At 73.0% G+C, this 26,428-nt stretch carries 26 protein-coding genes; 11 read left to right on the forward strand and 15 right to left on the reverse strand.

All coding sequences use genetic code 11. The features are described 5' to 3' along the window. Nucleotides 1-15: 15 nt before the first annotated feature. Nucleotides 16-582 carry a CGNR zinc finger domain-containing protein gene (locus tag TPA0908_RS15130; RefSeq protein ID WP_107160407.1) on the forward strand — a complete coding sequence of 189 codons (567 nt, stop codon included), beginning with the start codon at nucleotides 16-18 and terminating at the stop codon, nucleotides 580-582. A gap of 67 nt (nucleotides 583-649) precedes the next feature. Here the strand turns inward: TPA0908_RS15130 and TPA0908_RS15135 are convergent, their stop codons facing one another. Then, nucleotides 650-1,456: a sugar phosphate isomerase/epimerase family protein gene (locus TPA0908_RS15135; protein ID WP_199199899.1), complete on the reverse strand. Its 807-nt coding sequence runs from the start codon at nucleotides 1,454-1,456 to the stop codon at nucleotides 650-652. Nucleotides 1,457-1,532: 76 nt separating this feature from the next. Then, nucleotides 1,533-2,477, reverse strand: coding sequence for a Ppx/GppA phosphatase family protein (locus TPA0908_RS15140; RefSeq protein WP_281938324.1), 945 nt, complete (start codon nucleotides 2,475-2,477; stop codon nucleotides 1,533-1,535). 74 nt (nucleotides 2,478-2,551) lie between these two features. Between TPA0908_RS15140 and TPA0908_RS15145 the strand changes: the two genes are divergently transcribed. Then, nucleotides 2,552-3,361 (forward strand): hypothetical protein, encoded by an 810-nt coding sequence (locus TPA0908_RS15145; protein WP_281938326.1) that lies wholly within the window; start codon nucleotides 2,552-2,554, stop codon nucleotides 3,359-3,361. On the opposite strand, the gene rraA is transcribed toward TPA0908_RS15145, so the two are convergent. Genes rraA through TPA0908_RS15175 form a run of 6 tightly spaced genes read right to left on the reverse strand, consistent with a single transcriptional unit; the run spans nucleotide 3,358 to nucleotide 8,690 of the window. Continuing rightward, entirely contained in the window at nucleotides 3,358-3,843 is a 486-nt protein-coding gene (gene rraA, locus TPA0908_RS15150; RefSeq protein ID WP_281938328.1) for a ribonuclease E activity regulator RraA, read from the reverse strand. The genes TPA0908_RS15145 and rraA overlap by 4 nt on opposite strands. A gap of 19 nt (nucleotides 3,844-3,862) precedes the next feature. Continuing rightward, nucleotides 3,863-5,056, reverse strand: a complete 1,194-nt coding sequence (locus TPA0908_RS15155; protein WP_281938330.1) for an MFS transporter — start codon at nucleotides 5,054-5,056, stop codon at nucleotides 3,863-3,865. Continuing rightward, entirely contained in the window at nucleotides 5,057-5,449 is a 393-nt protein-coding gene (locus tag TPA0908_RS15160) for a universal stress protein (RefSeq protein WP_281938332.1), read from the reverse strand. Continuing rightward, nucleotides 5,446-6,948 (reverse strand): tripartite tricarboxylate transporter permease, encoded by a 1,503-nt coding sequence (locus tag TPA0908_RS15165; RefSeq protein WP_281938334.1) that lies wholly within the window; start codon nucleotides 6,946-6,948, stop codon nucleotides 5,446-5,448. Before TPA0908_RS15165 ends, TPA0908_RS15160 begins: the two co-directional genes overlap by 4 nt. Beyond that, the gene (locus tag TPA0908_RS15170; RefSeq protein ID WP_281938336.1) at nucleotides 6,949-7,677 is read right to left on the reverse strand and encodes a tripartite tricarboxylate transporter TctB family protein; all 729 of its coding nucleotides are present in this window, start codon (nucleotides 7,675-7,677) and stop codon (nucleotides 6,949-6,951) included. Between the two features lie 5 nt (nucleotides 7,678-7,682). Next, nucleotides 7,683-8,690 (reverse strand): Bug family tripartite tricarboxylate transporter substrate binding protein, encoded by a 1,008-nt coding sequence (locus tag TPA0908_RS15175; RefSeq protein WP_281938338.1) that lies wholly within the window; start codon nucleotides 8,688-8,690, stop codon nucleotides 7,683-7,685. Nucleotides 8,691-8,789: 99 nt separating this feature from the next. On the opposite strand from TPA0908_RS15175, the gene TPA0908_RS15180 reads away from it, so the two are divergent. Together TPA0908_RS15180 and TPA0908_RS15185 are read left to right on the forward strand one after the other, a co-directional pair. After that, nucleotides 8,790-10,436 carry a sensor histidine kinase gene (locus tag TPA0908_RS15180; RefSeq protein ID WP_281938339.1) on the forward strand — a complete coding sequence of 549 codons (1,647 nt, stop codon included), beginning with the start codon at nucleotides 8,790-8,792 and terminating at the stop codon, nucleotides 10,434-10,436. After that, nucleotides 10,433-11,107 (forward strand): response regulator, encoded by a 675-nt coding sequence (locus TPA0908_RS15185; RefSeq protein WP_281938340.1) that lies wholly within the window; start codon nucleotides 10,433-10,435, stop codon nucleotides 11,105-11,107. The genes TPA0908_RS15180 and TPA0908_RS15185 overlap by 4 nt, the downstream gene beginning before the upstream one ends. A gap of 120 nt (nucleotides 11,108-11,227) precedes the next feature. Here TPA0908_RS15185 and TPA0908_RS15190 read toward each other — a convergent pair whose 3' ends face one another. Further along, nucleotides 11,228-11,911, reverse strand: coding sequence for a response regulator transcription factor (locus tag TPA0908_RS15190; protein ID WP_107160420.1), 684 nt, complete (start codon nucleotides 11,909-11,911; stop codon nucleotides 11,228-11,230). Between the two features lie 21 nt (nucleotides 11,912-11,932). Beyond that, entirely contained in the window at nucleotides 11,933-13,213 is a 1,281-nt protein-coding gene (locus tag TPA0908_RS15195) for a sensor histidine kinase (protein ID WP_281938621.1), read from the reverse strand. 190 nt (nucleotides 13,214-13,403) lie between these two features. On the opposite strand from TPA0908_RS15195, the gene phoU reads away from it, so the two are divergent. Further along, complete coding sequence (phoU, locus tag TPA0908_RS15200) at nucleotides 13,404-14,048, forward strand: phosphate signaling complex protein PhoU (protein WP_281938341.1); 645 nt, start codon at nucleotides 13,404-13,406, stop codon at nucleotides 14,046-14,048. 103 nt (nucleotides 14,049-14,151) lie between these two features. Here phoU and TPA0908_RS15205 read toward each other — a convergent pair whose 3' ends face one another. Continuing rightward, nucleotides 14,152-14,919, reverse strand: a complete 768-nt coding sequence (locus TPA0908_RS15205) for a phosphoglyceromutase (protein WP_281938343.1) — start codon at nucleotides 14,917-14,919, stop codon at nucleotides 14,152-14,154. Between the two features lie 150 nt (nucleotides 14,920-15,069). On the opposite strand from TPA0908_RS15205, the gene TPA0908_RS15210 reads away from it, so the two are divergent. Together TPA0908_RS15210 and TPA0908_RS15215 are read left to right on the forward strand one after the other, a co-directional pair. Next, nucleotides 15,070-16,395: an MDR family MFS transporter gene (locus TPA0908_RS15210; RefSeq protein ID WP_281938345.1), complete on the forward strand. Its 1,326-nt coding sequence runs from the start codon at nucleotides 15,070-15,072 to the stop codon at nucleotides 16,393-16,395. An 80-nt stretch (nucleotides 16,396-16,475) separates the two neighbouring features. Then, complete coding sequence (locus tag TPA0908_RS15215) at nucleotides 16,476-17,726, forward strand: MDR family MFS transporter (RefSeq protein ID WP_281938347.1); 1,251 nt, start codon at nucleotides 16,476-16,478, stop codon at nucleotides 17,724-17,726. Nucleotides 17,727-18,096: 370 nt separating this feature from the next. Here the strand turns inward: TPA0908_RS15215 and TPA0908_RS15220 are convergent, their stop codons facing one another. From TPA0908_RS15220 to mshA, 3 genes are all read right to left on the reverse strand, one after another. Next, nucleotides 18,097-19,011: a hypothetical protein gene (locus TPA0908_RS15220; RefSeq protein WP_281938349.1), complete on the reverse strand. Its 915-nt coding sequence runs from the start codon at nucleotides 19,009-19,011 to the stop codon at nucleotides 18,097-18,099. 77 nt (nucleotides 19,012-19,088) lie between these two features. Beyond that, the gene (locus TPA0908_RS15225; protein WP_281938350.1) at nucleotides 19,089-19,622 is read right to left on the reverse strand and encodes a type III secretion system chaperone family protein; all 534 of its coding nucleotides are present in this window, start codon (nucleotides 19,620-19,622) and stop codon (nucleotides 19,089-19,091) included. A 45-nt stretch (nucleotides 19,623-19,667) separates the two neighbouring features. Next, nucleotides 19,668-21,029 (reverse strand): D-inositol-3-phosphate glycosyltransferase, encoded by a 1,362-nt coding sequence (mshA, locus tag TPA0908_RS15230; RefSeq protein WP_281938352.1) that lies wholly within the window; start codon nucleotides 21,027-21,029, stop codon nucleotides 19,668-19,670. A gap of 171 nt (nucleotides 21,030-21,200) precedes the next feature. Here mshA and TPA0908_RS15235 point away from each other — a divergent pair, with 171 nt between their 5' ends. After that, on the forward strand, nucleotides 21,201-21,962 hold the full coding sequence (locus TPA0908_RS15235; protein WP_281938353.1) for an SDR family NAD(P)-dependent oxidoreductase: 762 nt from the start codon (nucleotides 21,201-21,203) through the stop codon (nucleotides 21,960-21,962). A 62-nt stretch (nucleotides 21,963-22,024) separates the two neighbouring features. Then, on the forward strand, nucleotides 22,025-22,804 hold the full coding sequence (locus TPA0908_RS15240; protein ID WP_281938355.1) for a class I SAM-dependent methyltransferase: 780 nt from the start codon (nucleotides 22,025-22,027) through the stop codon (nucleotides 22,802-22,804). A 175-nt stretch (nucleotides 22,805-22,979) separates the two neighbouring features. Here TPA0908_RS15240 and TPA0908_RS15245 read toward each other — a convergent pair whose 3' ends face one another. Continuing rightward, nucleotides 22,980-24,077: a UDP-N-acetylmuramate dehydrogenase gene (locus tag TPA0908_RS15245; protein ID WP_281938357.1), complete on the reverse strand. Its 1,098-nt coding sequence runs from the start codon at nucleotides 24,075-24,077 to the stop codon at nucleotides 22,980-22,982. A 70-nt stretch (nucleotides 24,078-24,147) separates the two neighbouring features. Here TPA0908_RS15245 and TPA0908_RS15250 point away from each other — a divergent pair, with 70 nt between their 5' ends. Together TPA0908_RS15250 and TPA0908_RS15255 are read left to right on the forward strand one after the other, a co-directional pair. Then, nucleotides 24,148-24,903 carry a maleylpyruvate isomerase family mycothiol-dependent enzyme gene (locus TPA0908_RS15250; protein WP_281938358.1) on the forward strand — a complete coding sequence of 252 codons (756 nt, stop codon included), beginning with the start codon at nucleotides 24,148-24,150 and terminating at the stop codon, nucleotides 24,901-24,903. Nucleotides 24,904-25,081: 178 nt separating this feature from the next. Continuing rightward, nucleotides 25,082-26,389, forward strand: a complete 1,308-nt coding sequence (locus TPA0908_RS15255; protein ID WP_281938359.1) for an ABC transporter substrate-binding protein — start codon at nucleotides 25,082-25,084, stop codon at nucleotides 26,387-26,389. The last annotated feature ends 39 nt before the right edge of the window (nucleotides 26,390-26,428 follow it).

Raw genomic sequence — 26,428 nt, forward strand, 5'->3', positions numbered from 1 at the left:
TCTACCGTTGGTCCCGTGAACTTCGACGCGTACGCCCGGACCGGGGTCGAGCTCGTCAACGCCCGGCTGGACGACCTGGACGGCCTGCGGGCCCTCTTCCCGGACGAGAACGCCTGGATGCGCGACGAGGTCGCGGAACGGGACCTGGCGATCTTCCGGCGGGCGCAGAAGCGCCTCCGGGACGTCTTCGAATACGGCACGTCGGGGCGTGACGCCGACGCCGTCACGGAGCTGAACGCGCTGCTGGAGGCGTTCCCGGTGCAGCCCCGCATCTCCGGGCACGACTCCTCCGACTGGCACATGCACGTGACCAGCCGGGGCGCGTCGGTCTCCGCCGAATACCTGGCCGGCGCGGTCTGGGGCCTGTCGGTCTGGCTCTGCGAGTACGGCAGCGCCCGGTTCGGCGTCTGCGCGGACGAGCGCTGCGGCAACGTCTACCTGGACACCTCGTCGAACTGCTGCCGGCGGTTCTGCTCGGAGCGCTGCGCCACCCGCTCGCACGTGGCGGCGCACCGGGCCCGCAAGCGCGCCGCGGTCGGCGAGCAGCCGGTGCCGGCCCAGCCGCTCGCCCCGGTGAGCTGACGTCCGGGCAGGCGGCCGGTTCCGGGGCCGCCGTGCCGGGTGCCGGTGACGTCGACGACCCGGCCGGTCAGGCGTCGACCGGGGAGGGGGCGGTCAGGTTCGCGCGGGCGAACTCCAGCGCCTCGCGCAGATCCGCCTCGCGGACCGCGCGGCTCTTCGCGCCCCGGGTGGTCACCTCCACCGCGACCGAGCCGGTGAAGCCGCGCCCGGCCAGCGAACGGAGCAGCTCCGCGCAGGGCTGACCGCCCCGGCCGGGCACCAGGTGCTCGTCCCGCCCCTCACCGGTGCCGTCACCCAGGTGCACGTGCGCCAACCCGGCGCCCATCCGGTCGGCCATGGCCAACGCGTCGGTGTGCGAGGCCGCGCAGTGCGACAGGTCCAGCGTGTAGGAGGCGTAGCCGGTGTCGGTCGGGTCCCAGCCCGGCACGTACGGCACGAACTGCCGGCCGGCCATCCGCACCGGGAACATGTTCTCCACCGCGAACCGCAGCCCGCCGAACCGCCCGGCGGTGGCCTCCAACCCGTCGCCGAACGTCCGCGCGTAGTCACGCTGCCAGGTGAACGGCGGGTGCACCACCACGGTCGGCGCCTCCAGTGTCTCGGCCAGCTCGGCGGCCCGGCGCAGCCGCTCCCACGGGTCGGCGCTCCACACCCGCTGGGTGACCAGCAGGCACGGCGCGTGCACCGAGAGCACCGGAATGCCGTAGTGCTCGGCGAGGCCGCGCAGCGCGCCCGCGTCCTGGCTCACCGGGTCCGTCCAGACCATCACCTCGACGCCGTCGTACCCGAGCGCGGCGGCGAGCTGGAACGCCGCCGCGGTCCGTTCGGGAAAGACCGAGGACGTGGACAGGAGCACCGGCACGCGGGAAGTCACACCCCTCAGGGTAGCCGCCCCCGCCAGGAGGCATCGGGACGAGCACCCGCAAAGCGCCCGAAGCGAGCGCCCCGGATCACATCGGCGCGAGCTGATCCAGCCGACGCAGGATGACCCCCTCCCGCAACGCCCACGGGCAGATGTCCAGGCTGTCGACGTCGAGCCGGCGCATCACCGCCTCGGCCACCACCGCACCGGCGAGGAGCTGGTGGGCCCGCTGCGCGCTGACCCCCTCCAGCTCCGGCAGGTGGGCCGGCGGGATGTGCCGGACGAAGCCGAGCACCTGCCGCAGCCCGGTGCGGGTCAGGCTGCGCCGGGCCCAGAGACCGGCGCCGGACGGCGCGGCCCCGGCCAGTCGGGCCAGCGTGCGGAACGTCTTCGAGGTCGCCACCGGACGCTCCCAGCCGACCTCGGTCAACTGCTTCACCACCGGGTCGAGCTGCGCGTCCACGTACTCCCGCAGCCCCTCCACGGCCACGGCGGACGGCGGCAGCAGGCCGGCCGGATCGACCGCCAGCCGCTCCCGGCTGAGCCGACCCGCGCCGAGCGGCAGCGAGACCGCGACGTCCGGATGCTCGTCGATGCCGGCGGCCAGCTCCAGCGAGCCGCCGCCGATGTCCATCGCCAACAGCCGGCCGGCGGACCACCCGAACCACCGCCGCACCGCGAGGAACGTCATCCGCGCCTCGTCCGCGCCGGAGAGCACCTCCAGGCGTACGCCGGTCTCGTCGCGGACCCGGGCCAGCACCTCGCCCGCGTTGGTGGCGTCCCGGACCGCGCTGGTGGCGAACGCCAACAGGTCCTCGGCACCCAGCCCGTCGGCCGCCGCCCGCGCCATGCCGACCGCCTTGACCAGCCCGTCCGCGCCCGCGTCGGTCAACGCGCCGTCCGGGCCGATCTGCTCGGCCAGCCGCAGCACCACCTTCTCGGAGTGCGCCGGCCAGGGGTGCGCGCCGTGGTGGGCGTCGACCACAAGGAGGTGCACCGTGTTGGAACCGACGTCGAGGACACCCAGTCGCATGGGAAAGACCCTAGGGGCAACACGTTTCGTCGGCTCGCCGGCCGGGCGGGGAGAGCACGCGTACGCTGGTCCGGGTGACAGGGCAGATCGAGCTTCGCGTGCTGGTGGACGACCCGGACGACCCGCGCAGCCGCGAGGTCGGGCTGGACTTCCCCCGGGAGTGGATCGAGTTCGTCGACCCGGCCGACCCGAAGCACGTCGTCCGCGCCGACCTGACCTGGCTGCTCTCCCGCTGGACGTGCATCTTCGGTCAGGGCTGCCACGGCATCGTCGCCGGGCGGGCCGCGGACGGGTGCTGCTCGCACGGCGCGTTCTTCACCGACTCCGACGACGAGAAGCGGGTCCGGGCGGCCGTCAAGCGGCTCACGCCGGAGACCTGGCAGCACTTCCGTCGTGGCTTCAAGAACTGGACCGAGAACGACACGGTCGACGGCAAGACGCCGGCCCGGCGCACCGCCACCCGGGACGTGGACGCGCCCTGCGTGTTCCTCAACGACGCCGACTTCCCCGCCGGTGGCGGCTGCGCGCTGCACGCCCAGGCGCTGCGCGACGGCGTGCACCCGCTGGAGTACAAGCCCGACGTCTGCTGGCAACTGCCGGTCCGCCGGGACCAGGAGTGGCACAAGCGGCCGGACAACACCAAGGTGCTCATCTCCACGCTTGCCGAGTTCGACAGGCGCGGCTGGGGCGCGGGCGGGCACGACCTGGACTGGTGGTGCACCTCCTCCACGGACGCGCACGTCGGCGCCGAGCCGATGTACGTCTCCTACGGCCCGGAGCTGACCGCGCTGATCGGCGCCCCCGCGTACGCGAAGCTGGTCGAGCTGTGCGCCGCCCGCCACCGCCAGGGCCAGATCGCCCCCCACCCGGCGAGCGAGGGCTAGTCCCGCCCGGCGACCAGCAGCACGACGACGCCGTCGTCGTCGGCGTGCACGAGGGCGCCAGGCGGGAAGACGCAGTCACCGAACGACACCGGCACGTCCCGTTCGCCGGCACCGGTCTTGGCGCTCTTGCGCGGGTTCGTGCCGAGCGCCTTGATGCCGATCGGCAGTGCGCCGAGGGCCACCGCGTCGCGGACCGCGCCGTTGATCACCACGCCGGCCCAGCCGTTCGCCGCGGCGGCGCCGGCGATCAGGTCGCCCATGAGGGCGGTGTGCAGCGAGCCGCCGCCGTCCACCACCAGGACCCGTCCCTCCCCTCGTTCGGCCACGATCGACTTGATCAGGGCGTTGTCCTGAAAACAGCGCACCGTGACGGCACGGCCGGCGAAGGCCCGGACGCCGCCGAACTGGCGGAGCTGGGTGTCGCACGAGCCGAGGGCGTCGCCGTGCAGGTCGTAGAGGTCGGCGGTCGTCCGGGTCTCCATGGCGTCCTTCTTTCTCTTCTCAGGGATGCGGGTCCGCTGGTCGGTGCAGGCGGGTGGCGGCGACGGCCGCGCCGGCCAGGCCGGCCGCGGTGCAGCCGAGCACGCCGGCCGCGCCGGTGCCGGCCGCGAGCGCGCCGGCCGCGCTGGGGATGAGCACCTGACCCAGCCGGTTGCCGGTGAGCCGCAGCGACATGGCCCGGCCGCGCAGCCCGGGTGGCGCCACCTCGGCCAGGAACGACATGGTCAGCGGCTGGCCGGCGCCCAGCCCGAGCCCGGCCACCGCGACCACCGGCAGCAGGACCGCGAACGGCAGCGGCGGCAGCAGCAGGGCCAGGCCGACGGCGGAGAGCGCCACGGTGCCGACCAGCACGACCCGCCGGCCGAGGGCCGCCACCAGCCGGCCGAGCAACAGCCGGGACGCCATCGAGGCGAACGCCCGGACCCCGAGCAGAATGCCGATCGAGCCGGCGGCGATGCCGCGTTCCGCGCCGAGCGCGGGCAGGTAGACCAGGGTGATGTCGACCGCCGCCAGGACGACACAGCTCACCGTCAGGGCACGGATCAGGCCGGGCCGGCGGAGCAGGTCGCGCAGCCCACCGGCGTCGCGGCCGTCGGCGGCCCGCCGGTGGCATCCGGACGGACGCAGGAACAGCGCCACGACCAGCAGTGGCAGCGCCACCACCATGGCGCCGAGGAAGATGGCCCGGGTGTCGGGGATCGTGCGGTCCCCGCCGAAGAGCACGATGAGGCCGGGGCCGAGCGCCTGTCCCAACGAGGCCGCGAAGGTGTAGTAGCCGAACGCGGCGTCGTACCGGTCGGCCGGCGTGCGGTTGGCGACCAGCGCCTGCTGGGCGACCACCGCGCAGAGGTGCGCGGTGCCGAGCGCCATGCTGGCCAGGACCAGTCCGGCCACCGAGCCGGCGAGCACCACGAAGCCGAGGCCGGCGGCGACCAGCAGGGCCGACCCGACGAGCGCGACGCGGCGCTCGCCGAACCGGTCCACGGCGTGCCCGGAGGGCACGGCCAGCACCAGGGGTACGACGGCGAAGCTGGCCCCGAGCACGCCCAGCCAGGCCCCCGGCACGTCCAGCTCCAGCGCCCGGTACGCGGACGCCGGCCGGAGCATGAAGGTGACCGCCTGCACGGTCACGGTGTGCGCCAGCAGCAGGCCGGTCTGGGCGCGCCCGGGAACCGCGGGGCCCCCGGGCGCCATTCAGCCGGCCTTCACGGCGAGCACCGGACAGGGCACCCGGAGCAGGATCTCCTGCGCCGTCGAGCCCATGATCAGCTTGCCGACCGGCGTGCGGTGCCGGATGCCGATCACGACCAGCGACACGTCCTCCCGCTCGACGATCTCGACGATCTCCTCCGCCGCGTCCCGGCCCCGCATGAGCTGCCGGACATTGTGTGGCACCCCGGCGGCGACCAACTCGCGGACCACCCGCTCCAGGTCCGGTTCCGGGGCGAGCCGCGGGTCGGCGTACGCGTCGCCCCGTGAGGTGTTCACCACCAGCACCGGCTCGCCCCGGAACCGGGCCTGCTCGATCGCGGCGCGCAGCGCCGCCTCGCCCAGCGGCGAGGGGACGTACCCCACCAGCACCGTCATGCCGTCACCCACCTTCCGCGCAGCGGACGGACCACGAACCGGCCGATCAGCGGCCAGAGGAGCACCACGGCGATCGTGGCGTAGATCAGCCAGGACACCCAGCCGCCGATCAGCCCGTGCAGCTCACCGCCGGAGAGCTGCAACGCGCGCCGACCCTGCAACTCGGCACGCGGTCCGAGAATGGTGCCGACGATCAGCGGCAGGATCGGCAGCCCGAAGCGGCGCATGCCGAAGCCGAGCAGACCGAGGGCGAGCAGCAGGTACAGGTCGAACGGCTGCGCGTTGACCGCGTACGCGCCCATCGAGGCGAAGAAGAGGATCCCGGCGTAGAGGTAGGGGCGTGGGATCCGCAGCAGCCGCGCCCAGGCCGGGGCGAGCGGCAGGTTCAGCACGAGCAGCAACAGGTTGCCGATGAAGAGACTGGCGATCAGCGTCCAGACCAGGCTCGACTCCCGGGTGAAGAGAAGCGGACCGGGCTGGATGCCGTACCCCTCGAAGGCGGCCAGCATCACCGCGGCGGTGGCGTTGGTCGGCAGGCCGATCGCCAGCATCGGCACCAGGGTGCCGGCGGCCGAGGCGTTGTTCGCGGCCTCCGGCCCGGCGACCCCCTCGATCGCACCCCGGCCGAACTCCTCCGGGTGCTTCGTCAGCTTCTTCTCGGTGACGTACGACAGAAACGTGGGGATCTCCGCTCCGCCGGCCGGCACCGCGCCGAACGGAAACCCGAACGCCGTGCCGCGCAGCCACGGCTTCCAGGACCGCTTCCAGTCCTGCTTCCCCATCCACGGCTGGCCCACCGGGATCACCTCGCCGGACTTGCGGCGCAGGTGCGCGGCGATCCAGAGCGCCTCGCCCACGGCGAAGATGCCCACCGCCACCACGACCACGTCGATGCCGTCGGCGAGCTGCGGCAGCCCGAAGGTGAGCCGCTGCTGGCCGGACTGGTCGATGCCGATCACACCGATCACCAGGCCGATCAGCAGCGAGGCGAAGCCGCGTACCCGGGACGCGCCGAGGACCGCGGTCACGGACACGAACGCCAGCAGCATCAGCGCGAAGTAGTCGGGTGCGCCGAGACTGATCGCGAACTGCACCACCGGCGGGGTGACCACCACCAGCAGCACGGTGGCGATGGTGCCGGCGACGAACGAGCCGATCGCGGCGGTGGCCAGCGCCTGAGCGGCCCGACCCGCCTTCGCCATCTTGTTGCCCTCGATCGCGGTCACCACCGACGAGGACTCGCCCGGGGTGTTCAGCAGGATCGAGGTGGTCGAACCGCCGTACATGCCGCCGTAGAAGATGCCGGCGAACATGATGAACGCCTGGGCCGGCTCCATCCCGTAGGTGACCGGCAGCAGCAGCGCCACGGTCATCGCCGGGCCGATGCCGGGCAGCACGCCGACGGCGGTGCCGATGGTCACCCCGATCAGCGCGAACAGCAGGTTCATCGGGGTCAGCACACTGGCGAACCCGTCGAGCAGGTTGGCGAGGTTGTCCATCTACAGAATCCCTTGCAGCACGCCGGCGGGGAGGTCGACACCGAGCCCGATGGCGAAGGTGTAGAACGTGATCAGGGACAGCGCGACGGCGATCAGCAGGTTGCGCACGTAGTGCCGGTTGCCCAGCGCGTACGCGGACCCCCAGAAGAGGATCGTTCCGCTGATCACCCAGCCGAGCCGGTCGATGAGCACGGCGTTGACCGCGAACGCGCCGATCAGCAGCAGCACCGTGCGCCAGTCGACGGGAAGACTCAGGTCGACGTCCTCGCCGGCCTCCGGCTCGCCGGCGCCGCCGCGGGCCACGTCCACGCCGTAGATCACCGCGACGACGAGCAGCAGCACGCCGAGCAGGATCGGCACCGGCTTCGGGCCGATCGGGTCGGCCGTGTTGAGCGCGCTTCCGATCCGGGTCGTGGCGTCAACGACGACCAGCCCGCCGACCAGGGCGAGAAACGCACACACGCCGTACTGGGCCCGGTCCGACTTCGGGGCCGGCTCGGCCACGGCGTCCGCCGCCGGGTCCGTTTCGGCCGTCGCCGCCGGCTCCTGCGGCGTACCCGGCTCGACCGGCTCGACCGGCTCGGCTGGTGCCGCCGGTGCCGGGGGCGGCTCGACCGGTGCGGGGGACACGCCGGCCGGCGCGGTCGCCGGGCCCGGCTGCGCCGGGACGACCGGTACGCCCGGAGGCCGGGACGGCGGGTCGCCGCCCCGGTCCGGTCGCGTCGTCATGCCGCTCATGCCAACCCGAGCTGCTTGAGCACGTCGGCGACTGCCTTGTCCTGCTCGGTCAGGAAGGTGCCGAAATCGTCACCGGTGACGAACGCGTCGGTCCAGCCGCGCTTCGTCAGCTCGGCCTTCCACTCCGCGGAGTCGTGCATCTTCGTCAGCGCGTCGATCCAGACCTTCTTGTCGGCGTCGCTGATGCCGGGTGGCGCGACGATGCCCCGCCAGTTCGTGAAGACCAGGTCGATGCCGGCTGACTTCAGGGTCGGCACGTCCTTGAGCGCCTCGATCGGGGCCTCGCTGGTCACCGCGAGGACCCGGATCTGGCCGGCCTCGACCTGGTCGAGGAACTCTCCGAACCCGCTGGCGCCGAAGGCCACCTTGCCGCCGAGCACGGCCGGCAGCAGTTCGCCGCCGCCGTCGTACGAGACGAAGTTGACCTGCTTGGGGTCGATGCCGACGGTCTTGGCGAGTTGCATGGGCAGCAGGTGGTCCGGGCCGCCAGGTGAGGAGCCGCCGCCGACCGCGATGCCCTTCGGGTTGGCCTTCCACGCCGCGACCAGGTCGTTGATGGTCTTGTACGGGGAGTCCTTCGGCACCACGATGGCGCCGGCCTCCTCGATCATCTTAGCCAGCGGGGTGGTCTGGGTCAGCGTCGCCGCGGACTTGGAGGTGTAGGAGGCACCGACCACGCCCAGGCCCATCTGCATGGCCAGCTTGCCGTTGCCCTTCTCGTTCACGGTCCGCTGGAGGCCGACCGTGCCGCCCGCGCCGGGCAGGTTGAACACCTGCACGCCGGTGGCGATCTTGGCGTCCTCCATCACCTTCGCGGCGGTCCGGGCAGTGGTGTCGTACCCGCCACCAGGGGTGTTCGGCACCATGATGCGGAGGCCGCTGACCGGTTTGCCGTCGTCGCCGGAGCCGCCCTCGTTCTTGTCGGCGGTGGCGCCGCAGGCAGCCAGGGCCAGCGCCGTGGCGGCGGCGACCCCCATGACCAGCACGTTTCTTCTGGTTGCCATCTTGTTTCTCTTCCGTTTCGACTGAGTCCAGCGGCAAGATGGTGGCCTCCACGCGGGCGCCTTGTCTGCGTTCTGTCACCAGCGGAAGTTGAGGTCTTTGTGGTCGCGGTCACGTCCCGGCGTCGTACGCTCGCCGGGCAGCTGCTGATCCTCCAGCTCGCGATCATCGTCGTGGTGCTGGTGGCGGTGGCCGCCGTCTCGCTGGCGCAGTCGGCGGCGACCTTCAACCGGGTCGAGGGACGCCGGGTCGCCACCCTCGGCGAACGGCTCGGCGGCAGCCCGCTGCTCCGCGACCAGCTCGACCAGCCCTCACCCGGCGAGGCGATCGCCCCGCTGGTGCAGAACACCCTCACCCAGTACGGCGTCACCTCGGTGACCGTGGCGAACGCCCGGGGCCGGGTGGTCGCGTCCACGAACCCGACGCTTGTCGGCAGCCCGGTCGTGCTCGGCGACCCCGGCGTCGCGCAGGGCCGGAGCTGGTTCGGCGAGCTGGAGACCGACGGGTCACGGGAGCTGACGGCCCAGGTGCCGGTGCTCGGCGACGACCCGAAGACGAAGAAGAACCTGGGCCGGTACCTCGGCGTGGTGGTGGTCGGCGAGGCGTCACCGACCTGGTCGCAGCGGCTCGTCGGCGCCTCGTCGTACCTGCTCACCTACCTGGGCATCGCCTGCGCCCTCGGCGTGGTCGGATCGTGGCTGCTCGCCCGCCGGATCAAGCGGCAGACCCTCGGCCTGGAACCCCGCGAGATCGCCGGGCTGGCCGAGCACCGGGAGGCGCTGCTGCACGGCATCGCCGAGGGGGTGATCGCACTGGATACGCAGCACCGGGTCACCCTGGTCAACGCGGTCGGACGGCGGCTGCTCGACCTCCCCGAGCACTGCCTCGGCCGGAGCCTCACCGAGCTGCGCATCACCGGCCGGCTGCGGGACGTGCTGGCCGGTGCGGGCAGCGGCACGGAGGCCCGGGACCAGGTGGTGGTCCGGGGCGGCCGGGTGCTGGTGATGAACCGGATGACGGTTCGCAAGGACGGCCGGCGGCTCGGCTCCGTCACCACGCTGCGGGACCGCACCGAGCTGGCCCGCCTGGAGCAGGAGATCGGCTCGTTCCGCAGCACCACCGAGCTGCTCCGGGCGCAGACCCACGAGTTCGCCAACCAGTTGCACACCATTTCCGGGCTGATCCAGATCGGTGAGCACGACGAGGTGGTCCGGTACGTCGACACGCTGAGCCGGCACCGCGCCTCGCTCGACCTGACAGTGACCAGCCGGATCCACGACACGGCGGTGGCGGCGCTGCTCATGGCGAAGTCGGCGGTGGCCGCCGAGCGCCGGGTGGAGCTGCGGATCTCCGAACGGACCGGGCTGGACCGGCTGCCGCCGGAGCTCGCCGCCGACGTGGCCACCGTGCTCGGCAACCTGCTGGACAACGCGGTCGAGGCGGTGGCCGGCGACCCCTCCGACCACGCCGCCTGGGTCGAGGCCGAGCTTCGCCAGGACGCCGCCTCGGTGGAGATCGTGGTCCGCGACTCCGGCCCCGGCGTGGCGCCGGAACTGGCCCAGGAGGTGTTCACGCACGGCTTCACCACCAAGGCTGCCGAGGGCGGCGAGCGCGGTATCGGTCTGGCGCTCACCCGGCTGGTCTGCCACCGTCGTGGGGGCGAGGTCGCGGTGACCAACACCGACGAGGGAGCGATGTTCACCGCTCGGATGTCGGTGCGCGCCGACGTGCCGGAGGGGGCGCGATGATCGACGTACTCGTCGTCGACGACGACTTCATGGTGGCCCGGATCCACCGTGGCTTCGTCGACCGGATCGACGGCTTCCGGGTGGTCGGCACCGCCAGCACCGGCGAGGAGGCGGTGGGCGCGGTCGACCGGCTCCGCCCCGACCTGGTCCTGCTCGACCTCTACCTGCCCGACATGTTCGGCCTCGACGTGGTGACCCGCATCCGGGCCGCCCGGCACGACTGCGACGTGCTGGTGATCAGCGCTGCCCGGGAGGCCGAGGCGGTCCGTCGCGCGGTCCGCTACGGCGCGGTCAACTACCTGCTCAAGCCGTTCGGCTTCGACGAGCTGCGCACCCGCCTGGAGCAGTACGCCGTCCGCCGTACCGCCGTCCGCGCGACGGTCGTCGCCGACCAGGCCGACGTCGACCGGGTGCTGTCGCGCAGCGGCTCGCCCGCTGCCACCGCGACCCTGCCCCGGGGCCTCAGCGCGGAAACCGCCGAGCTGGTCGAGCGCGCCCTGCGCGAGCACGACGGGACGCTCTCGGCCAGCGAGTGCGCCGATCGGGTCGGCATCTCCCGGGTCAGCGCCCGCCGCTACCTGGAGCACTTCTCCGGTACGGGTCGGGCCGAGGTCACCCTGAAGTACGGCGCGGCGGGGCGCCCCGAGCGCCGCTACACCTGGCGGGCCTGACGTCCCCGACGCCGACCCGACCCGACCCGACCCGCCGATCATGGAGTTGGCGGCACGATTCGGTCGGATTTGTCCGCGCCAACCCGATGATCGACGCAGCGAAGAGGGCGGGGTGGACGGTTACGGCTCGAACTTGTAGCCCAGGCCCCGGACCGTGACGATGTAGCGCGGCGCGGACGGTTCCGGCTCGATCTTGGAGCGCAGCCGCTTCACGTGCACGTCGAGCGTCTTGGTGTCGCCCACGTAGTCGGCGCCCCAGACCCGGTCGATGAGCTGCCCCCGGGTGAGCACCCGGCCGGCGTTGCGCAGCAGCAGCTCCAGCAGCTCGAACTCCTTGAGCGGAAGCTGGACGCCCGCGCCCTCCACGGTCACCACGTGCCGCTCGATGTCCATCCGGACCGGGCCGGCGGCCAGCGTCGGCGCGCCCGACTCGCTCGCCTCGGTGCTCTGCCGGCGCAGCACCGCCCGGATCCGGGCGACCAGCTCACGGGGCGAGTACGGCTTGGTCACGTAGTCGTCGGCGCCGATCTCCAGGCCGACCACCTTGTCGATCTCGCTGTCCCGGGCGGTGACCATGATGATCGGGACGTGCGACCGCTGGCGGAGCTGGCGGCAGACCTCGGTGCCCGACATCTCCGGCAGCATCAGGTCGAGCAGCACGATGTCGGCGCCGGTCCGGTCGAACTCGGTGAGGGCGGAGGTGCCGGTCGCGGCGACCGAGACCTCGAACCCCTCCTTGCGGAGCATGTAGGACAGGGCGTCGGAGAACGACTCCTCGTCCTCGACCACCAGTACGCGGCTCAACGGGTGTTTCCTTTCCTGTGGTCAGACCTGCCGGAGCTCGGCCGGGCCGGCCTCGATCCCAGCGGAGGCGAGTGTCGCCTCCAGGTCGTCCGGGGGGCGAGCAGGCAGCCGGAGGGTGAACGTCGAGCCCCCACCAAGGGTGCTCGACACATCCACCCGACCGCCATGGTTGCTGGCGATGTGTTTCACGATGGCCAGCCCCAGGCCGGTGCCACCGGTCGCCCGGGAGCGGGCCTGGTCGGCGCGGTAGAAGCGCTCGAAGATCCGGTCGACGTCGTTCGGGGCGATGCCGATGCCCTGGTCGGCCACCGCGATCTCGACGTGTTCGTCGGTGGCCCGCGTGGTCACCCGGACCGTGGTGTCCTCGGCCGAGTAGGTGACCGCGTTCTCCACCAGGTTGGCCACCGCGGTGGCGAGCTGGCTGTCGCTCCCGTACGCGGTCAGGCCCCGCTGCCCGGCCATGACGATCTCCACCCGGCGGGCGGTGGCCGCGGTGCGGGTCCGGTCGACCACCTCGGCGAGCACCCAGTCCAGCGAGACCGGCTCGGGTGGGGGCTGGGGTTCGGCGCCCTGGAGCCGGGTCAGCTCCAGCAGCTCCTGCACCAGCCGGCCGAGCCGGGTCGACTCGTGCTGGATCCGCTCGGCGAACCGCCGCGCGGCGATCAGGTCCTCGGACAGGCCGGGCCCGTCGTCGGCGGCCGGCTCGGTGGCGTCCACCAGCGCCTCGGCGAGCAGTTGGAGCGCGCCGATCGGGGTCTTCAGCTCGTGGCTCACGTTGGCCACGAAGTCGCGGCGGACCCGGGCCAGACGGTGCGACTCGGTGACGTCGACCGCCTCGATCGAGATGTAACCGGCGCCGAGTCCCATGGCCCGCAGGTGCACGCCGAGTGGGTTGTCACCGGCGCTGTCGCGACCTCGGGGCAGGTCCAGCTCGATCTCGCGACGCACGCCCGTGCGGCGGACCTGACCGGCCAGCGTACGGATCAGCGGGTGCGCCGCGATCGAGCCCGGCGTCGCCCCGGCCCGGAGCAGGCCCATCGCGCGGGCCGCCGGGTTCACCAGCACCGGCACGTCGTTCGGGTCGAGCACCACCACGCCGGCGCGCAACGAGTCGATCGTCTTGCGGCCGAGCCCGGAGAGGCCCCCCTGCGCTTCGTCCGGAATCGTCGGCCTCCCTGCGTCACGGCGGGCGGTTCCGCCGCCCCGCGACGCCCACCGGCGCCGCCACTGTCCCACCGGCCCGGACAGCATCGACCCGGCGACCAGTCCGGTCACCAGCGCCACGGCCACCGCGATGGCCACCGCCCACTCCACCCGGCGATCGTAGGGTCATTGTTAACCCAGGGATCGGTCAGAAAGGGATGAATCACTCTCGCTTCCGGGAATGTTCACCCACGGGTCCCGCGTCGTTCATCCGCGTTCACCCTGGTGCCGGCCGTCCGGCCTACCGTGGGGCGCGCACCTGCTCATGCCGTACCCGAAGGAAGTGACGATGCGCGACGAGTTCCGGGCCGACCTGCAGATTGTCAGCCAACTGCTGGTGGACATGGCCGAGGCGGTGCGCGCGGCCATGCGGCAGGCCACCAGAGGGCTGCTCACCGCGGACCGCGTGGCGGCCGAGACGGTGATCGCGCGGGACGCCGAGATCGACGATCTCTACCGGCACGTGGAGGAGCGGGTCTGCGACCTGCTGGCACGGCAGGCCCCGGTCGCCTCCGACCTGCGGGCCATGATCACCGCGTTGCACGTGGCGGCCGACCTGGAGCGGATGGGCGATCTGGCCGACCACGTGGCCAAGACGGCGTTGCGCCGGCACCCCTCCCCCGCGGTGCCGGCCGAGCTGCGGCCGGTCTTCACCGACATGGCCGGTATCGCGGACCGGATGGCCGAGAAGATCGGCGCGGTGCTGGCCAAGCCCGACGCGGACGTCGCCGCCGAACTGGACCGCGACGACGACGCGATGGACGACCTGCACAAGAGCCTGTTCGGCGTGCTGCTCGGCGACGACTGGCCGTACGGGGTGGAGACCGCGATCGACGCGACGCTGCTGGGCCGCTTCTACGAGCGCTTCGCCGACCACGCGGTGAACGCCGGTGAGCACGTGGTCTACCTGATCACCGGCTCCTCGTCCGCCTGACCCGACCCGCACCGGGGGGAGGAAGGGGCCCCTTCTCAACAGGGGAGTGTTGAGAAGGGGCCCCTTCTCTACCAGAGGCGTCAACAAGGGGCCCGGCCTTACATCAGCGGCCCTGGTTGGCGACCGCGGCGGCAGCCGTCTTGGCCGCGTCGGGGTCGAGGTAGGTGCCGCCGAGCACCTGGGGGCGCAGGTCGGCGTCCAGGTCGTAGCGCAGCGGGATGCCGGTCGGGATGTTCAGCTTGGCGATGGCCTCGTCGGAGATCTGGTCGAGGTGCTTCACCAGGGCGCGCAGCGAGTTGCCGTGCGCCGCCACCAGCACCGTCCGGCCGGCCAGGATGTCCGGCACGATCGAGTCGTACCAGTAGGGCAGCATCCGGTCGACGACGTCCTTGAGGCACTCGGTGCGCGGCATCAGCTCCGTCGGCAGCAGCGCGTACCGGGGGTCGCCGACCTGCGACCACTCGTCCGCGTCGTCGATCGGCGGCGGCGGCGTGTCGTACGACCGGCGCCAGAGCATGAACTGCTCCTCGCCGTACTCGTCCAGGGTCTGCTTCTTGTCCTTGCCCTGGAGCGCGCCGTAGTGGCGCTCGTTGAGCCGCCACGACCGGCGTACCGCGATCCAGTGCCGGTCGGCGGCGTTCAGCGCCAGCTCGGAGGTGCGGATCGCCCGGCGCAGCAGGCTGGTGTGCACCACGTCCGGCAGCAGGTCGTGCTCACGGAGCAGTTCGCCGCCACGCCGCGCCTCGGTCTCGCCCTTCTCGGTCAGGTCGACGTCCACCCAGCCGGTGAAGAGGTTCTTGGCGTTCCAGTCGCTCTCGCCGTGCCGCAGCAGGACCAGCGTCCCGATGGTGGGCCCTTCGCTCGCAGTCATGCCGATCATCCTGCCGTACCGGCCCGACGGACACGCGGGGACCTGTGGTGACGACCACCACGTGGAAATGCGGGTGACCGGCGTTCCGGCCGGCCACTAGGTTGTAAGGCATCTGAGTTTGATCGGTCATTACCAACGGGGGCGTCGGGGATGCGGACGGTACAGGGCTGGTTCCGGGACACGGCGGGCGGCTTGCCGCGTTCCTTCTGGTACCTCTGGACCGGCACGCTGATCAACCGGCTCGGCTCGTTCGTGCTGATCTTCCTCGCCATCTACCTGACCCGGGAGCGCGGCTTCTCGGCGGTCCAGGCCGGCCTGGTGATCGGCCTCTGGGGCGTCGGTGGCGCGATCGGCACCACCGTCGGCGGCATGCTCACCGACCGCTGGGGGCGGCGACCCACGCTGCTCACCGCGCACCTCGGCGCGGCCACCATGATGGTCGGGCTCGGCCTGGCCCGCCCGCTCTGGGCGGTGGCCGCGGGCGCGCTGCTGCTCGGCCTGTTCGCCGAGGCGGCCCGCCCGGCGTTCGGCGCGATGATGGTCGACGTGGTGCCGGAGAAGGACCGGCTCCGCGCGTTCTCGCTCAACTACTGGGCGATCAACCTCGGTTTCGCCTGCGCCGCCGTGCTGGCCGGCCTCGCCGCCCAGGCCGGGTACCTGCTGCTCTTCCTGGTGGACGCGACCACCACGCTGGTCACCGCGCTGATCATCTTCACCCGGGTCAAGGAGACCCGGGTCGCGCCGACGGTCGTGGTCGCCAAGGGCGCGGCGGTTCCGGCCGGCGCGCTGCGCACCATCCTCCGGGACCGGGTCTTCCTCGGCTTCGTGGCGCTCAACCTGTTCGCCGCGCTGGTCTTCCTCCAGCACATCTCGATGCTGCCGATCGCCATGGGCGACTCCGGGCTCAGCCCGGCCACCTACGGCTCGGTGATCGCGCTCAACGGCGTGCTCATCGTGGTCGGGCAACTCTTCGTACCCCGACTCATCTCCGGTCGCAGCCGGTCGCACGTGCTGGCGTTGTCCGCGCTGATCATGGGCGTCGGGTTCGGGCTGACCGCGTTCGCGGACACGGTCTGGCTCTACGGCCTCACGGTGCTCATCTGGACGCTCGGCGAGATGCTCAACTCGCCCTCCAACGCCACCCTGATCGCGGAGCTGTCGCCGGCCGCGCTGCGCGGGCGCTACCAGGGCGTGTTCTCCCTCTCCTGGCAGCTCGCCGGCGCCAGCGCGCCGATCCTCGGCGGCCTGCTCCGGGAGCAGGCCGGCAACACCGCGCTGTGGCTGGCCTGCGCCGCGATCGGCGCGCTGACCGCGATCACCCACCTGGTCTCCGGCCCGGCCCGGGAACGGCGGGCCGCCCAGCTCCGCGCCGCCGGCACCCCGGTCGCGCCGGTCACCCTCACCCGCACCCCGGCGCCGGAGTCGGCCGAGGCCGCGGCGGCGTCCCCCGCCGCGCCGGTCCGGGCCGGTTCCTGAGTACGCCCGCGCGCGCCCGCCGCCGACGCGGTCGCTACCGTGTCGGAAGGATTCAGTAAGGAAACCTTCCTGGAGGACGGGTGCGCGGCCTGCGGCGCTGGTGGGACGACACGGCCGGCGGCCTGCCCGCCACCTTCTGGTACCTCTGGTCCGGCCTGCTGATCAACCGGGCCGGCGCGTTCGCGCTGCTGTTCCTGTCGCTCTACCTCACCGCCGCGCGGGGCGCCTCGCCGTCGCTGGCCGGGCTCGTCGTCGGCGCCTACGGGATCGGCGGCGCGGTCGGCACGCTGCTCGGCGGCGTCCTGGCCGACCGGTGGGGCCGGCGGGCCACCCTGCTCGCCGCCCACCTCGCCGCCGCCGGGCTGATGGCCACGCTGGCGTTCAGCCGGCACCTGGCGGTGATCGCCGTGCTGGCCACGCTGGTCGGGGTGGCGCACTCGATGCCGAGCCCCGCGTTCGTGGCGGCCATCGTGGACGTGGTGCCGGAGGCCCGCCGGTCCCGCGCGTTCAACCTCCAGTTCTGGGCGTTCAACCTGGGCATGGCGGTCGCCTCGCTGCTGGCCGGGGTGCTCGCCGAGGCGAGCTTCCTGGCGCTGTTCCTGGTCGACGCCGGGGCCACCCTGGCGGCGGCGGTGGTCATCGCGCTCAGGGTGCCGGAGACACTGCGCCACCGTCCGGCGGTGACCCCGGAGGCGGTGGTGGGGCGGCGACCCGGGCTGCACACCGCGCTGACCGACCGCACCTTCCTCACCTTCGTCGCGCTGACGTTCCTGCTGGCGGTGCTGACCATGCAGACGTCGACGATCATGCCGCTGGCGATGCGCGCGGACGGCCTGCGCCCGTCCGCGTACGGGCTGGTGGTGGCGCTCGGCGGGGCGCTGATCGTGGCCGGGCAGCTCTTCGTGCCGCGGCTGATCGAGCCGTACCGGCGCTCGACCGTGCTGGCCGTCTCGACCGGGCTGATGGCGCTCGGCTTCGGCACGCTGACCGTCGCCGACGGGCTGCCGCTCTATCTGGGGGCGGCGGTGGTCTGGACCGCCGGGCAGATGCTCGCCGCGCCACCGAACGCGCAGATCAACGCGGACCTCGCGCCACCGGAGCTGCGCGCCCGTTACCAGTCGGTGTTCTATCTGACGTTCCCGGCGGCGTCCTTCGTGGCGCCGGCGCTCGGCGGGCTCAGCCTGGAGCGGCTCGGCGACCGGCACTGGCTGGTGGTGGGCGGGCTGGGCCTGCTGGCCGCAGCCGGCCACCTGATCGCCGGGCCGCCACGGGAGCGCCGGGTCGCCGCGCTGCGGGCCGCGTCCCGACCGGTGGAGACGATCCGCCGGTGAGAACGGCCGAGCGCCCACCCCGACCCCCGTCGAGATGGGCGCTCGCACCGTACGCCCGGCGGCGGCGGGCGACACTCACCCCCGTAAGCGTCGCCCGCTCGCGCCGCCGGTTACCACGGGCGGCACCGTCCCCCAACGGTGTGCTCCACCCGATCTTCGCGTCGCGCCTGCGCGGATCTGATCGATCCGCCGCTCCCCCGAACGAAAACAAGCGGGACGCGGTGCAATAAAGTTAGTTCGCCCGGATTCCGGATTCAACCCGGATCGCTGTCTTACCCGTCACAGCATCCGTGTCGGGAATCCGGCTGTCCCTGCTGCGGCCTCCCGGGGTGGCCAACACGCGGATTCCCGCCGGCCATTCCCGTAAACCTCAGCCGTCCTCGCGATTCGGGTTCTCGGTACGGAAGAAGTTGCTCTGCCGGCCGTCCCGAAGCTGCTCCTGGTAGATCAGATTGAGCCGCCGTGAGTCGAACGTCCGGAACCAGGCGTCCCAGGTGATCTCCCGGAGCCGGCTGCTCTCCCGGTAACCCGGCAGGTTGAACGTCAACACGCCGGGCCGGTCGCCCCGCTCGGTGCCGGCGATGGTGGCCGGTTTCGCGCCCCGGGCCCGCGCCCAGCGCTGGATCACCTCGTGGTTGCGGGTCACCAGGCTGCGCCCCGGGCGCTCCGGACGGTCCGCGAGAGACGTGATGAGCTGGGACGATCCGATCGACCGGCTGGACGCCGGCCCGCGCGTCGGCGCCGCCTGCGCCCGTGCCGGCGCCGACTTCGCCCGGGACGAGGTGGCCCCGGCCCGCGCCGGTGTCGCCTTCGCCCGGGAGGGCACCGCCCCGGCCCGCGCGGCGGTCGCCTTCGCGCGGGCGGGGGCCGCCTTGCGCGTACCCGTCGCCTTGGCCCGGGCGCCGGCGGCCCGGGTGGCCGGCGCGGCCTTGGCCGCGGAGGTGGCCTTCCGGCGGGCCGGCGCGGTCTTCCGGGCGGCGGTCTTCTTCGCCGCGGTGGTCTTCTTCGCCGCCGCCGGCCGACCGGCCGGGCCGGTGCTCCGCCGGGCCGCGCCGCCGCGCCCCTCCGCGCGCATGGTGCGCGCGAGCGTCTTCACCAGTTCCGGCTTGCGCAGCGTGGAGGTCCCGGAGACCCCGCGCCGGCGGAGCTGGCCCCGGATGTCGTCGACCTTCATCCGGGAGATCTCGGACTCCGACACCTTCGGGGTGTTCGGCGTCCGGTTACCGGTGTGCCGCTTGGTCCGGGTCGCGGTCGTGCCGCGACCTGAGCTGTTGCGCTGAGCCATGGGACACGCTCCTCGACAGTCCGTCCTCGGCGCGCGGCGGGTCCCGATGCTCCGCACCGCGCGAGGCGGCATACCCGTCAGGCGGGGCCTGAACCTCCGGCGGCCGGGCCGGCCGGGGTCGACGGATCGAAGAGGTGGGCGAACGCGGCCAGGTTGGCGGTCGACTCGCCGCGCTTCACCCGCCACTCCCACTCCCGGCGGATGGCGGTCCCGAAGCCGATCTCCAGCATGCTGTCGAACGACTCGTCGGCATAGGTCAGCACGGAGCCGAACAGGCGGTCCAGCTCGTCGGCGTCGAGCCCGGCCAGGTTGACCCGGCCGGTCAGGTAGACGTCGCCGACCGCGTCGATGGAGAACGAGACGCCGTACATCCGCGCGTTGCGCTGCAACAGCCAGGCCCACAGCTCCTCGCGGCGCTCGTCGGGCTGGCGCATCACGAACGCCTCGATCCGCAACGCGTGCTCGCCGACGATCAGGTTGCAGATCGTCTTGAGCTTGTGCGTGCCCGGCAGGGTCACCGCGTACGACGCCTCGCCGGTGGACTCCCACTCCAGCTCGCGCTCCGCGCAGACGGCCTCGATCAGCGCGGCGACCTCACTCGTACGGCTCATCGCGTCCACTCTACGGTCGGCCGGGCCTCCTCGCCCGACGGGCGGTCACCAGGAGCAGCTCAGCGCCGGGTCGCCGAGCCGGCCGGCCAGCCGGGCCCGGTGCTCGGTGATCGCCTCCCCGTAGACCGCGAGCAGCCCGGAGACGGTCCGGTGCCAGGAGAAGTCGCGGGCGTGCCGCTCGGCGCCCCGGGACAGCACGGCGCGCCGCCTCCGCTCGGGCAGCAGGCGGGCCAGGGCGTCGGCCCAGCCGACCGGGTCGTGCCCGTCGATCAGCATCCCGCTGACGCCGTCGCGTACCGCGGTCACCAGCCCGCCCACGGCGGCGGCCAGCACCGGCGTGCCGCAGGCCTGCGCCTCCAGCGCGACCAGCCCGAACGACTCGTTGTGCGACGGCACCGCGACCAGGTCGGCGGCGCGGTAGAGCGCGGGCAGGTCGTCGCCGGTCCGCGGCGGGAGGAAGCGGACCCGGTCGGCCACGCCGAGCGAGTGGGCCAACTCGATCAGCGCGGTGGGCCGGTCCAGCCCGCTGCCGCTGGGGCCGCCACAGATCACCACCGTCAGCTCGTCGGCGAGTGCCGGGTCCCGTTCGCGCAGCGCGGCGACGGCGCGGACCAGCACGTCCGGGGCCTTGAGCGGCTGGATACGGCCGACGAACGCGACCACGTAGCCGTCGACCGGCAGATCGAGCCGGCGGCGGGCGGCCCGGGTCGCGGCCTCCCGGTCACCGGCGGCCGGGCGGAACCGGTCCAGGTCCACGCCGGGCTCCACCACGGCCACCCGGTCGGGGTCGGCGGCGTACCTGTCGAGCAGGTCGCGGGCCTCCACCCGGGTGTTGGCGACGAGCCGGTCCGCCTCGGCGACCACCTGCTCCTCGCCGATCACCCGGGCCTTCGGCTCCGGCCGGTCACCGGCGGCGAGCCGGGCGTTCTTGACCTTGGCCAGGGTGTGCGCGGTGTGCACCAGCGGGACGCCCCAGCGCTCCTTGGCCAGCCAGCCGACCTGGCCGGAGAGCCAGTAGTGCGAGTGGATCAGGTCGTAGTGGCCGGGCGGGCGGGCCGCCTCGGCACGCAGCACGCCGGCGGTGAACGCGCAGAGCTGCCCGGGCAGCTCCTCCTTGGTCAGCCCCTCCAACGGCCCGGCGGTGACGTGCCGGACGGTCACCCCGGGCGCCATCTCGACCACCGGGGGCAGGTCACCGGCGGTGGCCCGGGTGAAGATCTCCACCTCGACGTCGGCCTCGGCCAGCCGCCTTGCGACCTCCAGGATGTAGACGTTCATGCCGCCCGCGTCGCCCGTGCCGGGCTGGTGCAGCGGCGAGGTGTGCACCGACAGGGTGGCGATGCGACGTGGCCGGGGCCACGGCAGGGCACCTCGCTGACGACCGACACCGGTGTGCACATCCGCCACGTCCGCTCCCTCTGTCACGGTTGATGCCGTCCCGCACGACCGGCGCCTCTCGGTCAACCCGTACGCCGGGTGTCATCTTCCCCATCGGGGTTCGGAAATGCCTGTCGCGGGTTCCCGGGCGTGACGGACCTCATCACGTCGCGGGCCGCGACGGCGGGAGAGAATGACCGGATGACCTCAGTCGCCATCGTCACCGGAGCGTCCAGCGGGATCGGCGCGGCCACCGCCCGCCGGCTGGCCGCCGAGGGTTTCCACGTGCTGGCCGCGGCGCGGCGTACCGACCGACTGGCCGCGCTGGTCGCCGAGATCGAGGCGGCCGGCGGCGCGGCCACCGCGGTGGCCTGCGACGTGACCTCGGACGAATCCGTCGCCGGCCTGGCCGCCGCCGCGGACGCCGCGCCCGGGCCGGTCACGCTGTTGGTGAACAACGCCGGCGGCGCGCGCGGCCTGGACCCGGTCGAGACCGCCGACGTCGGCGACTGGCAGTGGATGTACGACGTCAACGTGCTCGGCACGCTGCGGGTCACCAAGGCGCTGCTGCCCGCGCTGGAACGCTCCGGCGCCGGCACCGTGGTGATCGTCAGCTCGACCGCCGGGCACGTCGTCTACGAGGGCGGTGGTGGCTACACGGCGGCCAAGCACGCGCAGACCGCGATCGCCGGCACGCTCCGCCTGGAGTTGTGCGGCCGGCCGGTCCGGGTGGTCGAGATCGACCCGGGCATGGTGCGGACCGAGGAGTTCGGCCTGGTGCGGTTCGACGGTGACGCGGAGCGCGCCGAGGCGGTCTACGCCGGCGTGGCCGAGCCGCTTGTCGCCGACGACGTGGCCGACTGCGTCGCCTGGTGTGCCACCCGCCCGCACCACGTCAACGTCGACCGGCTCGTGGTCCGACCGCTGGCCCAGGCCGCGCAGCACAAGGTGCACCGGGTCTAGCGTGAAGCGCGAGGAGTGAGCCGGGTCTGCGAGCCCCGCAGTCGCGAACCGGGGAGGCGCTGATGAAGCCCCTGGGCGTCGTCACCCGCGGCACGACGAACCCGAACCGGCTCCGGCGGGTGGACAACTGGATCGTCGGGGCCTGCGGCGACGCGCTCCGCGCCGCCGCCGACCCGCTCGTGGTGGACCTCGGCTACGGCGCCACCCCGGTCACCCCGGTCGAACTGCGGGCCCGGCTCGCGACCGGCGTCCGCGCGGACGTGCGGGTGGTCGGGCTGGAGATCGATCCGGTACGCGTGGCCGCCGCCCAGCCGGCCGCGGACCCGCCCGGGCTGACGTTCGCCCGGGGCGGCTTCGAGCTGGCCGGGTTGCGTCCCGCCCTGGTGCGGGCGTGCAACGTGCTGCGCCAGTACGACGAGCGCGAGGTCGCCGACGCCTGGCGCACGATCACTGGGCAGCTCGCGCCGGGCGGGCTGCTGGTCGAGGGGACCTGCGACGAGCTGGGCCGGCTCGGTGCCTGGGTGCTGTTGGACGCCACCGGCCCGCGCACGCTCACGCTGGCCGCGAAGCTGACCACGCTGGAGAGCCCGGCGTCGCTCGCCGAGCGGCTGCCGAAGGCGCTGATCCACCGCAATGTGCCGGGTGAGCGCGTGCACGAGTTGTTCGGCGCGCTGGAGCACGCCTGGCGCTCGGCCGCCGGCTACGCCCCGTTCGGCCCCCGCCAGCGCTGGCTGCGCACCGTGGCCGCCCTGAAGGAGGCCGGCTGGCCGGTCCAGGACCGCCCCCGAGCCTGGCGCCACGGCTACCTGACCCTCCCCTGGCCCGCCATCGCCCCCACCTGACCACCCCCGCCCCGCCCCGCCCCCTCCCGTCCCCGCCTCTCTCCGCGATCTTGCAGTTGCGGCCCTCGAAATGCGGCATTGACGACGATTGTCCGGGCCGAAAGTGCAAGATCGACGGGCGGGGTGGGACGGGTGGGGTGGGGTGGGACGGGTGGGGTGGGACGGGTGGGGTGGGTTAGAGGGTGCAGTTGATCAGGACGGGCTCGGGGTGGAGGGGGACGCCGAAGCGGGCGTGCACGCCGTCGCGGATCTCCCGGGCCAGCGCCACCAGCGCGGCGGTGCTGGCGGTGCCGGACCGGTTGGTGAGCGCCAGCGTGTGCTTGGTGGAGATGGCGACGCCCTCCGGGCCGGCGTACCCCTTGCCGAAGCCGGCCTGCTCGATCAACCAGGCCGCGCTGATCTTCACCACGTCACAGGCGCCCGGCCAGGCCGGCGGCTCGCCCGTGCCCAGGCCGGCCGTGCGCGCCCGGAGCAGCTCGTACGCCTCGCGGTCGAGCACCGGGTTGGTGAAGAACGAGCCGACCGACCAGGTGTCCGGATCGGCCGCGTCGAGCACCATGCCCTTGCCGGCCCGCAGTCGACGCACGGTGGCCCGGGTGTCGGCCAGTGGCGCCCGGTCCCCCACCTCGACGCCGAGCGCGCGGGCCAGCTCGGCGTAGCGGATCGGGGCGGACAGCGGCGAACGGGTGAGCCGGAAGTCGACCGAGAGCACCACCCAGCGGTCGCTGTACTTGAAGATGCTGCCCCGGTAGGCGAAGCCGCAGTCGGCCGCCGGGATGCGGACCACCTCGCGGTGCGCGCGGTCGTACGCCTCGACCGCGACGATCGTGTCGGCGACCTCCTGGCCGTACGCGCCGACGTTCTGGATCGGCGTCGCGCCGGTCGAGCCGGGGATGCCGGAGAGGCACTCCAGGCCGGCCCAGCCGCGCTCGACGGTGGCCGCGACCAACTCGTCCCACGGCTCGCCGGCGGCGACGCGTACCGTGACGGTGTCGCCGTCCTCGGCGACGACCGTGAGGCCCCGGGAACGGACGAGCACGACGGTGCCGGGGAAGCCCTGGTCGCCGATCACCACGTTGCTGCCGCCGGCCAGCACCAGGACGGCCTGGTCGCGGGCCTCCGCCGCGCGCACCTTCGCCACCAGATCGGCGGCGTCGCCGGCGATCTCCAGCCGCCCGGCCGGGCCGCCGAGCCGCAGCGTGGTGTAGCGCGCCAGGGTGGCCGGATCGGTCGGCCCGGCGGCGGTCGTCGGTTCGGCGTAGACGTCTGGCACGCCTTTCACCCTAGGCTGAGGGGTAGCCGTGGCACCCACTGGTGGCCCGGTCACCCCCGGGAGGATGGCGATGAGCAGACTGCACCACACGAAGGACTTCTGGATCGGCGCGTTGCGGACGGAGGGGCCCGCGTTCGCCACGGCGGTGGCGGAGGCGCCTCCCGAGACACCCGTGCTGTCCTGTCCCGGCTGGACGGTCACCGATCTCGCCCATCACCTGAGCCGCGCCTACCTCTGGGTGGGCACGGTGCTGACCGCCGGTGGCACCGGCCGTCCGGAGCGGCACGAGGCGGAGCCGCCGGCCGGTCTCACCCCGGCCCAGTGGTACGCCCAGGAGTACGAGCGGCTGACCGCGCTCCTGGAGGGGCTGGACCCGGAGGCGCCGGCGTGGAACTTCGCGCCCCAGCCGAAGAAGGCCGGTTTCTGGCCGCGCCGGGTGGCGCACGAGACGGCGGTGCACCGCTGGGACGCCCAGCTCGCCATCGGTGCGGGCGACCCGATCGAGGCCAAGCTCGCGGCCGACGGCGTGAGCGAGGTGCTGGACACCTGGCTGCCGGCGGGCCGGCGGGTGCGGTCCGGCCAGTGGCACGGGGTGGTCCAGTTGACCGCCACCGACGCCGCGCAGGAGTGGTACCTGCGGTTGCGGGGCGAGGGGGTCGCGCTGCTGGACACCGCGACGATCCTCGACCACGACGACCACCGGGCGCGGGCGCAGGTGACCGGCACGGCAAGTGATCTGCTGCTGGCGCTGATGGGTCGGATCAGCTTCGACACGCTGGGCGTGGCCGGCGACCGCACCCTGTTGGACGGGCTGCGGGTGGGCTGACCGAGGCTGCGATACCGGGCGGAGAGGGGCGGGAACGGCTCCTCTCCGCTTTTTCCGGGCAGCAAGAGAGCGCTCTCTTGACAGGATCGAGGGCATCGACCACGCTCTCGTGAGAGCGCTCTCTGAGTACCGGAACCGCCCTCCACCACCCGTTACGACCCCGAGAGGTCAGGACAGCATGCTCACCTTCACGCGCCGTCGAATGGCGGCGGTGGCCCTCGTCGCCGCCACCGCACTGCTCGGCACCACCGGCTGCGGCGGCGGCGACGAGTCCGCCGCCGACGGGCCGGTCACGCTCACCGTCGATGTCTTCGGCCAGTTCGGCTACGCGGACCTCTACCAGGAGTACATGGCCAGCCACCCCGACGTGAAGATCGTCGAGCGGGGCACCGGCAGCAACCTCGACGAGTACTCGCCGAAGCTCACCCAGTGGCTCGCCGCCGGCAAGGGCGCCGGCGACGTGGTCGCCATCGAGGAGGGGCTGCTGGTCGAGTACAAGGCCAACCCGCAGAACTTCGTGAACCTGCTCGACCACGGCGCGGCCGACCTGAAGGGCAACTTCCTCGACTGGAAGTGGAACCAGGGGCTCACCGGCGACGGCAAGCAGCTCATCGGTCTCGGCACCGACGTCGGCGGCATGGCCATGTGCTACCGCAAGGACCTGTTCGCCAAGGCCGGCCTGCCCACCGACCGGGAGGCCGTGTCCAAGCTGTGGCCCACCTGGCAGGACTACGTCAAGGTCGGCGAGCAGTTCACCGCGAAGAAGACCGGCGCCGCGTTCCTCGACGCCGCGACGAACACGTTCAACACCATCCTGCTCCAGACCGCCGGCAACACCAGCGGCTACAGCTACTACGACACCAGCAACAACCTGGTCGTGGGCAGCAACCCGGCGGTACGGCAGGCGTACGACACCACGATGGACATCATCGACTCCGGCCTCTCCGGCAAGTACGGCTCCTGGTCCGAGGAGTGGGTCTCCGCGTTCAAGCAGTCGAAGTTCGCCACCATCGCCTGCCCGGCGTGGATGACCGGCGTGATCGAGGGCAACGCCGGCCCGGCCGCCAAGGGCAAGTGGGACATCGCCCAGATCCCCGGCAACGGCGGCAACTGGGGCGGCTCCTTCCTCGCCGTGCCGAAGCAGAGCAAGCACCAGGCCGAGGCGATCGAGCTGGCCAAGTTCCTGACCAGCGCCAAGGGTCAGATCGGCGCGTTCAAGCTCAAGGGCCCGCTGCCCTCGTCCCCGCAGGCGCTGGCCGACCCGGCGATCGTCGACTCGAAGAACGCCTACTTCTCCGAGGCCCCGGTCGGCAAGATCTTCGCCGAGGGCGCCAAGAGCCTGAAGCCGGTCTACATGGGCCCGAAGAACCAGGCCGTCCGCACCGAGGTGGAGAACGCCGTGCGCACCGTGGAGCTGGGCAAGCGCTCCCCGCAGCAGGGCTGGAGCGACGCCGTCGCCAACGCCGAGAAGGCCGCCGCCAAGTAACCCGAGCAGCGCGTGCGGGCGGTCCCGGCGACGGGTGCC

This window comes from Micromonospora sp. AKA38 (genome assembly GCF_027925725.1).
Taxonomy (GTDB): domain Bacteria; phylum Actinomycetota; class Actinomycetes; order Mycobacteriales; family Micromonosporaceae; genus Micromonospora.